This is a genomic window from Nocardioides marmoraquaticus, assembly GCF_054777915.1.
On the sequence record NZ_BAAHAA010000020.1, the window covers coordinates 1 to 12,247 of the forward strand.

The 12,247-nt window shown below is 73.2% G+C and carries 14 protein-coding genes, 1 tRNA gene and 1 pseudogene; 7 read left to right on the forward strand and 9 right to left on the reverse strand.

From position 1 onward, the window contains the following. Positions 1-102: integrase core domain-containing protein (locus ACYU8I_RS14305; RefSeq protein ID WP_460842141.1), on the forward strand; the 102-nt coding region annotated here is incomplete at its 5' end. Between the two features lie 15 nt (positions 103-117). Here ACYU8I_RS14305 and ACYU8I_RS14310 read toward each other — a convergent pair. From ACYU8I_RS14310 to ACYU8I_RS14320, 3 genes are read right to left on the reverse strand one after another with little or no spacing between them, the layout of a single operon-like run. Next, positions 118-897, reverse strand: a complete 780-nt coding sequence (locus tag ACYU8I_RS14310; RefSeq protein WP_460842011.1) for an esterase/lipase family protein — start codon at positions 895-897, stop codon at positions 118-120. A gap of 3 nt (positions 898-900) precedes the next feature. Continuing rightward, positions 901-1,164, reverse strand: a complete 264-nt coding sequence (locus ACYU8I_RS14315) for a hypothetical protein (RefSeq protein ID WP_460842014.1) — start codon at positions 1,162-1,164, stop codon at positions 901-903. Positions 1,165-1,174: 10 nt separating this feature from the next. Further along, the gene (locus ACYU8I_RS14320) at positions 1,175-2,875 is read right to left on the reverse strand and encodes a sodium:solute symporter family protein (protein WP_460842143.1); all 1,701 of its coding nucleotides are present in this window, start codon (positions 2,873-2,875) and stop codon (positions 1,175-1,177) included. 117 nt (positions 2,876-2,992) lie between these two features. Here ACYU8I_RS14320 and galE point away from each other — a divergent pair, with 117 nt between their 5' ends. The 6 genes and pseudogenes from galE to ACYU8I_RS14350 all read left to right on the forward strand — a co-directional run bounded on the left by galE (position 2,993) and on the right by ACYU8I_RS14350 (position 7,973). Continuing rightward, positions 2,993-3,961 (forward strand): UDP-glucose 4-epimerase GalE, encoded by a 969-nt coding sequence (galE, locus tag ACYU8I_RS14325; protein ID WP_460842016.1) that lies wholly within the window; start codon positions 2,993-2,995, stop codon positions 3,959-3,961. 7 nt (positions 3,962-3,968) lie between these two features. Next, complete coding sequence (locus ACYU8I_RS14330) at positions 3,969-4,736, forward strand: SDR family NAD(P)-dependent oxidoreductase (RefSeq protein WP_460842019.1); 768 nt, start codon at positions 3,969-3,971, stop codon at positions 4,734-4,736. Positions 4,737-4,779: 43 nt separating this feature from the next. Then, complete coding sequence (locus tag ACYU8I_RS14335) at positions 4,780-5,313, forward strand: YflT domain-containing protein (RefSeq protein WP_460842021.1); 534 nt, start codon at positions 4,780-4,782, stop codon at positions 5,311-5,313. Next, positions 5,310-6,524: an MFS transporter gene (locus ACYU8I_RS14340; RefSeq protein WP_460842022.1), complete on the forward strand. Its 1,215-nt coding sequence runs from the start codon at positions 5,310-5,312 to the stop codon at positions 6,522-6,524. The genes ACYU8I_RS14335 and ACYU8I_RS14340 overlap by 4 nt, the downstream gene beginning before the upstream one ends. An 85-nt stretch (positions 6,525-6,609) precedes the next feature. Then, positions 6,610-6,684: pseudogene (locus ACYU8I_RS14345) on the forward strand (hypothetical protein); the annotation flags it as partial. 44 nt (positions 6,685-6,728) lie between these two features. Then, entirely contained in the window at positions 6,729-7,973 is a 1,245-nt protein-coding gene (locus ACYU8I_RS14350; protein WP_460842024.1) for a flavin-containing monooxygenase, read from the forward strand. Here ACYU8I_RS14350 and ACYU8I_RS14355 read toward each other — a convergent pair. The 6 genes from ACYU8I_RS14355 to ACYU8I_RS14380 all read right to left on the reverse strand — a co-directional run bounded on the left by ACYU8I_RS14355 (position 7,970) and on the right by ACYU8I_RS14380 (position 12,247). Continuing rightward, entirely contained in the window at positions 7,970-8,839 is an 870-nt protein-coding gene (locus ACYU8I_RS14355) for an alpha/beta fold hydrolase (protein ID WP_460842026.1), read from the reverse strand. The genes ACYU8I_RS14350 and ACYU8I_RS14355 overlap by 4 nt on opposite strands. A gap of 19 nt (positions 8,840-8,858) precedes the next feature. Further along, entirely contained in the window at positions 8,859-9,143 is a 285-nt protein-coding gene (locus tag ACYU8I_RS14360; protein WP_460842028.1) for a DUF2470 domain-containing protein, read from the reverse strand. Between the two features lie 227 nt (positions 9,144-9,370). Then, entirely contained in the window at positions 9,371-9,751 is a 381-nt protein-coding gene (locus tag ACYU8I_RS14365; RefSeq protein ID WP_460842030.1) for a DUF1304 domain-containing protein, read from the reverse strand. 188 nt (positions 9,752-9,939) lie between these two features. Continuing rightward, a tRNA-Ala gene (locus ACYU8I_RS14370) sits at positions 9,940-10,012 on the reverse strand. Positions 10,013-10,076: 64 nt separating this feature from the next. Further along, positions 10,077-11,099, reverse strand: coding sequence for a TolB-like translocation protein (locus tag ACYU8I_RS14375; protein ID WP_460842032.1), 1,023 nt, complete (start codon positions 11,097-11,099; stop codon positions 10,077-10,079). After that, the gene (locus ACYU8I_RS14380) at positions 11,096-12,247 is read right to left on the reverse strand and encodes an MFS transporter (protein ID WP_460842034.1); all 1,152 of its coding nucleotides are present in this window, start codon (positions 12,245-12,247) and stop codon (positions 11,096-11,098) included. The genes ACYU8I_RS14375 and ACYU8I_RS14380 overlap by 4 nt, the downstream gene beginning before the upstream one ends.

The window sequence follows — 12,247 nt, forward strand, 5'->3', positions numbered from 1 at the left end:
GCCGACTGGGTCCACTTCTACAATCACCACCGACCCCACACTGGCATCGGAGGCCTCACCCCAGCCGACCGCGTTCACAACGTCACGAGGAACTACAGCTAGCGCAAGCCCGGCGGCTCAGCCCGGGCAGCTCGTCGGCGCCGACGGCTCGGGGACGCCAAGGGTGGCGGCGAGCATGGCCCTGGTCGCCGCCGCTGCGGGCAGGTCGCCGTGGGTGGCGGTGACCCCGGGGCACACGTCCTGCGCCAGCACGTTGACGGCGCCGTCGAGCACCGCGCTGTCGACCGGCACGACCACGTCGTCGTCGGCCGTGCGCAGGGTCGCCCACAGCGGCCCCGAGGGCGTCTCGTCGCCGGCGTTGAGCCGTCGCAGCAGGTCACTGTCGGGCGCCAGCTGCTCGCAGGCCTCCGGGCACGAGCCCGCAGCCTGCAGCGCTGCCGTCACGTTGTCGGTGCCGTGGTGTGGAGAGCCCAGCGTGAGCACGCGGCGTACGACGGCGTCGCCCCCGAGCTCGCGGACGTACCACCGGGTGGCCACGCCGCCGGCGGAGTAGCCAACGACGTCGACCGACGAGGCGTCGTACCGCTCGAGGGCGTCGTCGACGACGTCGGCCACCACCTCGGCCTGCTCGCGGAGGTCGCCGGTGCCGTCACCCGGGGTGTCGACCACCGCGACGTCGCGGCCGGCGGCGGCGAGCACCTGGCGCAGCGGCTCGACGGAGTCGGGGCCGCCGCCGTAGCCGGGCACCAGCACGACCGGGCCCGGCTCGGCCTGAACGACCTCGGGCCCGTCCCCACCGGTGACGGCCAGCACGACGCCCACCACCACGGCGAGGACGACGGCGCCGACCGCGACCACGAGCAGCCGGCGGCGCGCCGGCGGGAGCGACTCGAGCACGGCTCAGTGCCCGGGGTTCATGTCCTCGGGACGGTCGCCACCTGTGACCACCAGCGGGCGCAGCCGAGCCCAGGTGAAGAAGATCGCGGCCGTCACCAGCAGGGCGATCCCGGTCCAGAGGTTCACGCGGAGGCCGTCGGCTTTCGCCAGCGCCTCTTCGGAGTCGAGGAACTGCGCGCCGACGAGGATGACGCCGTACAGGCCCAGCAGCAGGCCGATGAAGTTGCGGATGTCGAACGCGCCGGCCGACTTCTTCTGCTCGCTCATGGCTGCTCCCTCACCAGAAGAGGACGTTGAGGACGATCACGGTGACCGCACCGATGCCGGCCAGCGTGGTGGGCTTCTGGTACCACGACAGGTCGACGTCGGTGTCGTCGTGGAAGTCTGCCTTGGGGGTCAACGAGTAGACGAGACCACGCAGCTCGCTCTCGGGCTTCGGCGCGGTGACCAGGGTGACCGCGACGCTGACGACGATGTCGACCACGAAGGCCGCGCCGGCGGCCGCGAAGCTCGCGCCCTGGCCCGACAGCGGGAGCACCCCGATCGACAGCACGCCGAGGGTGCCGTCGCTCAGCACCGCCACGAGCACCGCCGCCAGGGTGCCCGAGACGAGGCCCACCCAGCCGGCCGTCGCCGTCATCCGCTTCCAGAACATGCCGAGGATGAAGGTGGCGAAGAGCGGGGCGTTGAAGAAGCCGAAGAGCGTCTGCAGGTAGTCCATGATGTTGGAGTACTGCGAGGCGAACAGCGCGGTGCCGATGGCCACCACCGTCGCGACGCAGGTCGCGATCCGGCCGGTGCGCAGGTAGTAGGCGTCCTCGCGGTCCTTCACCACGTAGGTCTCCCACAGGTCGTAGGAGAAGACCGTGTTGAAGGCCGAGATGTTGGCGGCCATGCCGGCCATGAACGACGCCATCAGGCCCGCGATCGCCAGGCCCAGCATGCCGTTGGGCAGCAGGTCGCGGATCAGGTAGATCAACGCGTTGTTGTAGTCGGGCGTGCCGCCCGAGTTCTTGGGCTCGGAGATCTCGTTGACCAGGACCGCAGCGATCATGCCCGGGAAGATGACGATGAACGGCACGAACATCTTCGGGAAGGCGCCGATGATGGGCGTGCTCTGCGCGGAGGCCATCGACTTCGAGGCCATCGCCCGCTGCACCTCGACGAAGTTGGTCGTCCAGTAGCCGAAGGACAGCACGAAGCCGAGACCGAAGACGATGCCGACGACCGACCAGAACGGGCTGTCGAAGCCGGTCAGCGCCGTGCCCGGCCACGACGACAGCTGAGCCGAGCCCCCGGTGCTCTCGGCGACGCGGGCCTTCAGGCCGTCCCAGCCCCCCACCACGTGCAGGCCGACCAGGGTCAGCGGCAGCAGCGCGGCGACGATGACGAAGAACTGCAGCACCTCGTTGTAGATGGCGGCCGACAGCCCGCCGAGGGTGGTGTACGACAGCACGATCGCCGCGGCGACGAGGAGCGAGACCCACAGCGGCCAGCCGAGGATCACCTCGACCACCGTGGCCAGCAGGAACAGGTTGACGCCGGCGATCAGCAGCTGGGCCAGCGCGAAGCTGAGCGCGTTGACGAGGTGGGCGCCGGTGCCGAAGCGACGGCGCATGAACTCCGGCACCGAGCGCACCTTGGAGCCGTAGTAGAAGGGCATCATCACGATGCCGAGGAACAGCATCGCCGGCACGGCGCCGACCCAGAAGTAGTGCACCGTCGGGATGCCGAACTGCGCCCCGTTGGCCGACATGCCGATGATCTCGACCGCACCGAGGTTGGCCGCGACGAACGCGAGACCGGTCACCCAGGCCGGCAGCGAGCGCCCCGAGAGGAAGAAGTCGAGGCTGCTGCTCACCGCGCGCCGGGCCGCGAAGCCGATGCCGAGCACGAAGGCGAAGTAGAGTCCGACGATGAGGTAGTCGATCCAGTTCACGTCGAGCCGGAGCTGCTCCTCGGCCGCCTGGACGATCATCATGCGCGGGCCTCCTGCGGTGTGTCCCGTGTGACGGTTGAGCCACCTCAACCGTCACGCACCGTACCCCCGACGCGCCGTACGTCACGGGCACCCCGCGGGTGAGAGGGTGGGCCCATGAGCTGGATGGTGACCGGAGGAGCGGGCTACATCGGCTCGCACGTGGCGCGGGCGTTCCGCGAGCAGGGCATCGACGTCGTGGTGCTCGACGACCTCTCCAGCGGCCACCGCGAGTTCGTCGGCGACGCGCCGCTCGTCGAGGCGAGCATCGTCGACACCGACCGGGTCGCCGCGGCCCTCGAGGAGCACGACGTCGAGGGTGTGGTGCACCTCGCGGGCTTCAAGTACGCCGGGGTCTCGGTCGAGCGCCCGCTGCACACCTACACCCAGAACGTCACCGGCACCGTGAGCCTGCTCGACGCGATGGCCCGCACCGGCGTCGGGGCGGTGGTGTTCTCCTCCAGCGCGGCCACGTTCGGCACCCCCGACACCGACCTGGTCACCGAGCAGACGCCGACGCGACCGGAGTCGCCGTACGGCGAGAGCAAGCTGGTCGGCGAGTGGCTGATCCGCGACCAGGCCCGCGCCACGGGGCTGCGCCACACGTCGCTGCGCTACTTCAACGTCGTCGGCTCGGGCAGCGACGACCTCTACGACACCAGCCCGCACAACCTCTTCCCGATCGTCTTCGAGATGCTGCTCGCCGGACGCACCCCCCGCATCAACGGCGACGACTACGACACCCCCGACGGCACCTGCGTGCGCGACTACGTCCACGTCGCCGACCTCGCGCACTCCCACGTGGTGGCAGCCCAGCGCCTCGCCGCGGGCGAGGAGCTCGAGCCCGTCTACAACCTCGGCAGCGGCGACGGCTCGTCGGTCGCCGAAATCATGACCGCGATCCGCGCCGTCACCGGCCGCGACTTCACCCCCGAGGTCGCCCCGCGCCGTCCCGGCGACCCGGCCCGGATCGTGGCGACCGGAGAGGCCGCCCGCCGCGACCTCGAGTGGGAGATGCGGCACTCCCTCGAGGACATGGTGCGCTCGGCCTGGCAGGCGCGGAGCCGCTCCGGGCGCAAGGCATGATCGCGCCATGAGCGCACCGCTGACCGACCTGTTCTCGCTGACCGACAAGGTCGTCGTCGTCACGGGGGCGTCCTCCGGGCTCGGCGTCGCCTTCGCCCAGGGGTTCGCCGAGGCCGGCGCCGACGTGGCGCTCGGTGCGCGCCGGGTCGACCGCCTGGGCGAGACGGCGGCGCTGGTCGAGGCGGCCGGTCGGCGCGCACTCTCGGTCGAGACCGACGTCGCCTCCCCCGAGGCGTGCCAGGCGCTGGTCGACGCCGCCGTGGAGACCTTCGGCCGGGTCGACGTGCTGGTCAACAACGCCGGGATCGGCACCGCCGTACCGGCCACCCGCGAGACCCCGGAGCAGTTCCGCCAGGTCATCGACGTCAACCTCAACGGCTGCTACTGGATGGCGCAGGCGTGCGGACGCGTGATGCAGCCCGGCTCGTCGATCATCAACATCTCCTCGGTCCTGGGCCTCACCACCGCGGGGCTGCCGCAGGCGGCGTACTCCGCCTCCAAGGCCGCGCTCATCGGGCTCACCCGCGACCTGGCCCAGCAGTGGACCGGGCGCAAGGGCATCCGCGTCAACGCGATCGCGCCCGGCTTCTTCACCTCCGAGATGACCGACACCTACCCCGACGGCTACCTCGACCTGGCGATGCAACGGGTGCCCGCGGGCCGCAAGGGCGACCCGCGGGAGCTGGCCGCGACCGCCGTCTTCCTCGCCTCCCCCGCCGGCGGCTACGTCACCGGGCAGACGCTCGCCGTCGACGGCGGCCTCACGATCACCTGACCGCGCGGCGCCGACCCTGGGGGGTCGCAGGCATGATCGGGTCATGACGCAGCAACCGCTCGGACGCTCCCGCACCTCCCCGCTCACCCTCGAGTTCCCCCAGTCGCTCGGCACCTACGACGACTACGCCGAGGCCCAGCGCGCGGTCGACCACCTCGCCGACCACGACTTCACCGTGCAGGACATCCTCATCGTCGGCACCGACCTGCGGCAGGTGGAGCGGGTCACGGGCCGGCTCACCTGGGGCAAGGTCATCCTCGGCGGCATCGGCTCCGGGCTCTGGGTCGGCCTGCTGATCGGCCTGATCTTCGCCCTGTTCACCACCACGGGCGCGCTGTCGGTGATCGTCTCGAGCATGGCGTTCGGCGCTGTGTTCTTCGCCGTGATGTCGGCCGCCGGCTACGCCGCGACGCGCGGCCGCCGTGACTTCACCTCCGTCAGCCAGGTCGTGGCCACCCGCTACGAGCTCTTGTGCGAGCACAAGCACGCGCAGCGCGCCCGCGAGCTGCTCTCGCAGCTCGGCGGCGTCGACCCGTCGCTGGGCTACGACCCCTACCGCCACCAGCGCGGGGAGTGAGCACCCTCCTCGACGCGACGTCGCGTGCGGCGCTGCAGCGCCGCACGCTGCGGGTCGTCGTCGCCAGCCAGGTGCTGGGCGGCGCCGGCCTCGCTGCCGGCATCACCGTCGGCGCGCTGCTCGCGGCCGACCTGCTCGGCAGCCCCGGGGCCGCCGGCCTGCCGATCGCGCTGATCACGCTCGGCTCCGCCGTCGCCGCGTGGGCGGTCGGGCGCACCACCCAGCGGCTGGGGCGTCGTACCGGCTTGGGGGCGGGCTTCCTCGTCGGTGCCGTGGGGGCTGCCGGCGTCGTCGTCGGCGCCGCCACCGACCAGGCGTGGCTCGCGCTCGCCGCGATGGTGCCGTACGGCGCCGGCACCGCCACCAACCTGCAGGCGCGCTACGCCGGCACCGACCTGGCCCTGCCGGCCGAGCGCGGCACGGCGGTCAGCACGGCGCTCGTGGCCACCACCCTGGGCGCCGTCGCCGGGCCCAACCTGGTCGGCCCCCTGGGCGACCTCGCCGCCGGTCTCGGGCTGCCGCCCCTGACCGGGCCGTTCCTGCTCTCCGGCGCGGCGTACGCCGCTGCGGGCCTGGTGCTGGTGGCGCTGCTGCGGCCCGACCCGTTCCTCGTCGCGCGCTCGCTGCCGCGCGAGGACGGCTCGGCCGCGGGCGTGCCCGCCGGGGCCCGGGCCGGGCTCGCGGTCGGCGCGACGGTGATGGTCGTCACCCAGGTCGCGATGGTCGCGATCATGACGATGACGCCGGTGCACATGCGCGAGCACGACCACGGGCTCTCGGCCGTCGGGCTGGTGATCGGGCTGCACGTGGCCGCGATGTTCCTGCCGTCGCTCGTCACCGGACCCCTGGTCGACCGCGTCGGGCGTGTGCCGATGGCCGCGGCCGGAGGGGTCGTGCTGCTGCTGGCCGGGGTGACCGCGGCGCTCGCACCGGCCGACGGCCTGGTCGGCCTGGTGCTGGCGCTGGTGCTGCTCGGCCTGGGCTGGAACATCGGGCTCATCGCCGGCACCACCCTCGTCGTCGACGCCACCACCCCCGAGGAGCGGGGTCGCGTGCAGGGCAGCCTCGACGTGCTGGTCGCCCTCGGCGGGGCCGGGGCGGCCGCGCTGTCAGGTCTCGTCGTGGCCGGGTCGTCGTACTCCGTGCTCGCGCTGGGCGGCGGCGTGCTGTCGCTGCTCCTCGTGCCGGTCGTGCTGCGGGCGCGTCGCTAGCCCCAGCCACTAGCCTCGGGCCATGCCGAGCAGTCGCGTGGTCGTGGTCGGGGCGGGGTTCGGCGGGCTGGGCACCGCCATCGCGCTGAGGCGGGCGGGCTTCACCGACGTCACGGTGCTCGAGAAGGCCGACCGCGTCGGCGGGGTGTGGCAGGCCAACACCTACCCGGGCGCCGCGTGCGACGTGCCGTCGGCGCTGTACTCGTGGTCGTTCGCCCCCAACCCCACTGGTCCGACCGCTACTCGCGGCAGCCCGAGATCCGCGACTACATCGAGCGGACCGCCCGGCGCGAGGGCGTGCACGACCTGGTCCGGTTCGGCGTCGAGGTCACCGAGGCGTCCTGGTCCGACGACTCCACGACGTGGCGGCTCCTCCTGGCCTCCGGCGAGCAGCTCGAGTGCGACGTGCTGGTCAGCGCGGTCGGCCAGCTCTCCCGCCCCGCCGTGCCGCGCCTCCCGGGCCTGGAGTCCTTCGAGGGGCCGGCGTTCCACACCGCCGAGTGGCGCCACGACGTCGACCTCGCCGGCGCGCGGGTCGCTGTCGTCGGCACCGGCGCCAGCGCGATCCAGGTGGTGCCGGCCATCGCCCCCGAGGCGGCGCACACGACCGTCTTCCAGCGCTCGGCGCCGTACGTCGTGCCCAAGCCCGACGGCGGCCGCACCTGGCTCGACCGGCTGCTGCAGCCGGCCGAGCGCGAGCTGGTCTGGCGGGTGACCGAGTCGTTCAACCGCGCGCTCGTCGAGGACACCGCACTCAAGTCCGTCGTCGAGCGGCTGTGGCGGCTCACGCTGCGCACCCAGGTGCGCGACCCCGGGCTGCGCGCCCGGCTCGAGCCCGACTACCCCCTGGGCTGCAAGCGGCTGCTCTTCAGCAGCACGTGGTACCCCGCCATGGCCCGCGACGACGTCTCGCTGGTCACCGCGGCCGTCGACGAGGTGCTGCCGCACGGCCTGCGCGACGCCGACGGGCAGGTGCACGAGGCCGACGTCATCGTGTGGGGCACCGGGTTCGCCGCCACCGAGTTCCTCGCCCCGATGACGATCCGCGGACGCGACGGGGCCGAGCTGCACGACCGCTGGAAGGGCGGAGCGCACGCCTACCTCGGCCTCTGCGTCCCCGACTTCCCCAACCTGTTCTGCGTCTACGGCCCCAACACCAACCTGGGCGGCAGCTCGATCGTCAACATGCTCGAGGCCGGAGCCGACGTCGTCGTGCGCGTCCTGCGCGAGCTCGAGGCGGCGGGCGCCCGCGCGGCCGACGTACGGCCCGAGGTCGAGCAGGACTTCGACGACGAGGTGCAACGCCGGCTGCGCGAGAGCGTCTGGGCGTCGTGCCACAGCTGGTACCGCGAGGACGACGGCCGCATCGCGACCAACTGGCCCGGCCTGGTCGAGGAGTACCAACGGCGCTGCGCCGCCGTCACCCTCGACGACTTCGTCGTCGCCTAGGTCGCGAGCACCTCGCGCAGGCGGGCGGCGAACTCGGCCGGCTTCCCGGTCTGGCCGAACTCGCCGCCGAGGAAGCCGGCGTGGCCGCCGGGGAACACGACGGCCTGCTGGCCCAGCGCCGCGGCGATGCTGTACGCCGCCCGCGCCGGCTCCTCGCCGTCGTCGGGCCCACCCGACTCCTCCCCCACGCCGACCACGACACGCGTCGGTGCAGCGCCGATCGCCTCGACGTCGGGCACCAGGTCGATGCCGCCGTCGCGCATGTTGGCGACCATCGCGTCGTCGCGCGAGCCGTCGTCGTCGGTGGGGAGGCCGAACGTCGCCGGGTCGGGGACCGGGGCGCGCAGGTAGTCCTCCGTGACCGGGCCGCGGTGCATCGGCAGCGCGATGAACCGGGCCATCGCCGGGCCCGTGCCGCCCTCGTCGTACGCCGCCACGACGCCGTCGCACACCTGGCGCAGCTCTGCCCGGTCGGGCAGCAGCCCCGCCATCGGCGGCTCATGGGCCACCAGCAGCCGGACGTCGTCGGGGTGACGGGCGACCAGCACGAGCGCGTTGTCGGCGCCGCCGCTGCTGGCGAAGACGTCGACCGGCGCCCCGAGGTGCTGCACCAGGGCGTGCAGGTCGGCGGCGTGCTGCTCGGCGCTGACCCCGGCGGTCCGGTCGTCGCGCGTGCTGCGTCCGGTGTTGCGGGGGTCGTAGGTGACGGTGACGCGGTCGCCCAGGTGCGTCAGCAGGGTCCCGAAGCCGCTGGCGTCCATCGGCGAGCCGATGAGCAGCAGCGGGACCTCGCCGTCGCGCCGCTCACCGTGCACGTCGTAGGTCAGGGTCGCGCCGTCGACGGCGAGGGTGTGCGTGCTGGTCATGCCGGTCCGACCCGCCAGGTCACCTGAACTCATCGCCACGGGCGGCGCGCACCAGCGCGACGACCTCACGACGCACGCCGTCGGTGCCGTCGACCGGCCCGCCCGGCCAGGTCACCCGCAGCATCGCCTCCGCCCCGCCCGCGTCGACCACGTGCCAGGTGCCGCCGTGGTCGTCGACACCCGTCATCTCCGCCCCGGTCGCCGCGGGGTAGCCGTACGCCCGCACGATCGCCAGGCTCCCGTCGGCGTGGTCGGCGTTCATGTGCTCCAGGACGCCCTCGACGTCCGCGTCGCTCAGTGCCACGGGCCCAACCTAGGCCACCGGGCGGAGCCGGGCGCACTGCTCCCTCAAGGGGTCGCGCAGCACCCGTCCCACTGCTCCCTGAGGAGGTTGCGCAGCAACCGTCTCGAAGGGCCGCGAAGCCTCGTCGCAGCCCCGCCGCCAGACATGAGCGCGGTGCTCCGCTGTCACCTGGTGACAGCGCAGCACCGCGCTGCTTGAGGTTCGAGACCCGGTGGCGCCCGCCCGCTCTAGACGAGACCGATGGCGAGGCAGAGCAGCGCCACCGCCGGAGCGCCGCCCTGGATGGCCGCGGGGCGTGCCTTGCTGCGGTCGCTGACGACCAGCACCAGTGCGGCCCCGAGCATCGAGCCGACGCTGAGCACGATCAGCGAGGCGCCGACCGACCGGTCGATGCCGAGGGCGACGACGCCCGCCACGGCCCCGAACGCGAGGAAGAGGTTGTAGAACCCCTGGTTCAGGGCCATCGGCGCGGTGATCCGGGCCGTCTCCTCGGTGGTGCCGAACACCCGCCTGGTCGACGGCTGCTCCCACTGCAGCACCTCGAGGACGAAGATGTAGACGTGGACGAGAGCGGCCACGACGGCGAGGACCGAGGCGATGACGAGCACGGGGTCACCGTACGACGACGGCCACCGCTCTCGCGGTGGCCTTCGTGATGTCCGGTGGAGCTGAGGGGACTCGAACCCCTGACCCTTTGCATGCCATCGCCCAGAGAAGGCGCTGCCGATACCAGCTGCGCCCGGCGCCCGGGAACGACGAAGGCCACCGCTGTCGCGGTGGCCTTCGTGATGTCCGGTGGAGCTGAGGGGACTCGAACCCCTGACCCTTTGCATGCCATGCAAATGCGCTACCAGCTGCGCCACAGCCCCGGGTGCCCGGCTGACGTACCGCCTGGGCAACGACCAAAATACTAGCGGCGGGGTGTCCGCGAGGCTAATCAGGGGTGGCTGCGACGCCGACGACGCTCGGGGACGACGCCTGCTCGATGAGGACCCGCGCCGACGAGGACCCGTCGGCGGCGGCCACCCAGACGTCGGACTGTCCGGCCTCGCTGCCCTGGCGCGGCAGGGCGTACAGCAGGGAGCTGTCGTCGAGCCAGGCGACCTGGTCGTCGACGCTGCGCTCGCCGGGCAGGTCGACCAGGTCGCCGCTGCGGAGGTCGATGACCCTGATCGCCCAGCCTCCGTCGGAGCGGCGCAGCTTGTGCGCGACCCGGGTGCCGTCGGGCGAGACGGACGGGCACTCGCCCTGGACCCCGATCGTCTCGACCGACCGGTCGGCGACGCTGCCCCGGGCGAGCCAGGGTCGACCACCGAAGGACGCGGTGACGTAGAAGCGGTCGTCGTCGACGAAGCTGACCCCCCAGAAGTTCCGGTCGACCGGCGTGATGGTCCGTCCCTGGTGCCGGAGCGCGAAGTCCTCGACGTGCAGGCCCTCGCCTCGACTGGTCCCGGTGATGAAGGTGCGGGTCGAGAAGCCGGCTGTCGCGTAGGAGTCACCTGCGACGAAGGCCGTGCTCGCCCAGGCCGTCCCGCCTGGCGACACGCGTGCCCTGCTCGGCACCCCGGGCCGGCGGACCTCGCGGCTCGAGCCGTCGGGCCGACGGACCTCGGCGACGTGGGCCGACGTGATGCCCGTCGTCGCTCGCAGGCAGACCATCGTCTCGCCGGTCTGGGCGACCCGGTCGCAGGTGGGTCCGACGAAGCCGCGGGGTCCGTCGGGGTCGTCGAGGGCGACGGCGGCGACCTGGCCGTAGGTGGCGTCGGGGGCGGTGCTGCGGAAGACGATCCGGGGCGCACCGGCGAGCGAGCCCGGCGACACCACCGCGAGCCCTCGAGCGGGCGCCCCTGGTGGTCGTACGGCGTCCTCCCGTGCGCGCAGGAGGTACCAGGCGGTGGCACCGAGGACGACCGCGACGACGAGACCGAGCACGCCGAGACGGGAGCGCGTGCTCATGCCGGGCTGCTCAGGGGACGCGCGACGAACCACGCCACCGGGAGCGCCGCCAGCACCCCGAGCGAGAGCACTGCGAGCGCGACGACCGGGCCGCTCCACAGCCACAGCCAGCCGAAGCCGATCGACGCGACCCCGCGACCGAGGGCGACCACCGACTGCGCGGTCGCGATCGCCGTGGCGCGGGAGCCGGCCGGGACGGTGCCGGCCGCGGCCGCCGCGAGCACCCCGTCGGTGGCCGCGTAGAACGCCCCGAGCAGCAGCAGGCATCCCAGTACCGCCAGCACCGGCGGGCCGCCCGGGACCGCGGCGACGGCGTACGCCGCTGCGAGCAGCAGGTGGGCGAGCACCAGCAGCCGGAGCCGTCCGACGTGGTCGGCGAGCCGACCCAGCGGCACGGCCAGCACGAGGTAGACCACGTTGACGCCGGCGAACAGCAGCGGGAACAGCTCGAGGGCCAGGTCGCTGCGCTGCTGCAGGGCGAGGAACAGGAACCCGTCGCCGATGCCCAGCAGCGACAGCAGCCCGGCCGCCGCGACGACCCGACCGAGCGGTCCACGACGGAGCAGGCCCAACGAGGGCCGCGCGGCGACGGCACCACGGACCGCGGCGGCCCGTGACGGTCGCAGGTCGGGCACCAGGAGCACGAGGACCGCCAGTCCGAGGACGGCGGCCGCCAGGCTGACCACGAAGACGGCGCGGTAGCCCTGCGGCACCACCAGCAGCACCCCGAAGGCCACCAGCGGGCCGAGCACCGCGCCCGTGGTGTCGAGGGCCCGGTGCACCCCGAACGCCTCCCCCAGCCGCCTCGGGTCGCTCGCCGCGACGATGAGCGCGTCGCGCGGCGCAGTGCGCAGCCCCTTGCCCACGCGGTCGACGCCCAGCACGGCGGCCACCGCCGCGGCGCCCGTGGTCACGAGCAGCACCGTCCTGGCTGCGGCCGAGGTGGCGTAGCCGAGCACAGCCACCCACTTGGGGCGGTCGGAACGGTCGGCGACGACACCGCCGGCGACCCGTGCCAGCACCGACGCGCCCTGGTAGACGCCGTCGACGAGGCCGTAGGCCAGGGGCGACAGCCCGAGCCCCAGGGTGAGGAAGAGCGGGAGCACGGCGGCGGTGGCCTCGCTCGAGACGTCCGTCAGCAGGCTCAC

Coding starts and splice junctions, on each gene's coding strand:
- ACYU8I_RS14320 (WP_460842143.1), bottom strand. CDS start 2,875: ATGATCGTCCAGGCGGCCGAGGAGCAGCTCCGGCTCGACGTGAACTGG.
- galE (WP_460842016.1), top strand. CDS start 2,993: ATGAGCTGGATGGTGACCGGAGGAGCGGGCTACATCGGCTCGCACGTG.
- ACYU8I_RS14375 (WP_460842032.1), bottom strand. CDS start 11,099: ATGAGCACGCGCTCCCGTCTCGGCGTGCTCGGTCTCGTCGTCGCGGTC.
- ACYU8I_RS14315 (WP_460842014.1), bottom strand. CDS start 1,164: ATGAGCGAGCAGAAGAAGTCGGCCGGCGCGTTCGACATCCGCAACTTC.
- ACYU8I_RS14335 (WP_460842021.1), top strand. CDS start 4,780: ATGACGCAGCAACCGCTCGGACGCTCCCGCACCTCCCCGCTCACCCTC.
- ACYU8I_RS14355 (WP_460842026.1), bottom strand. CDS start 8,839: ATGACCAGCACGCACACCCTCGCCGTCGACGGCGCGACCCTGACCTAC.
- ACYU8I_RS14330 (WP_460842019.1), top strand. CDS start 3,969: ATGAGCGCACCGCTGACCGACCTGTTCTCGCTGACCGACAAGGTCGTC.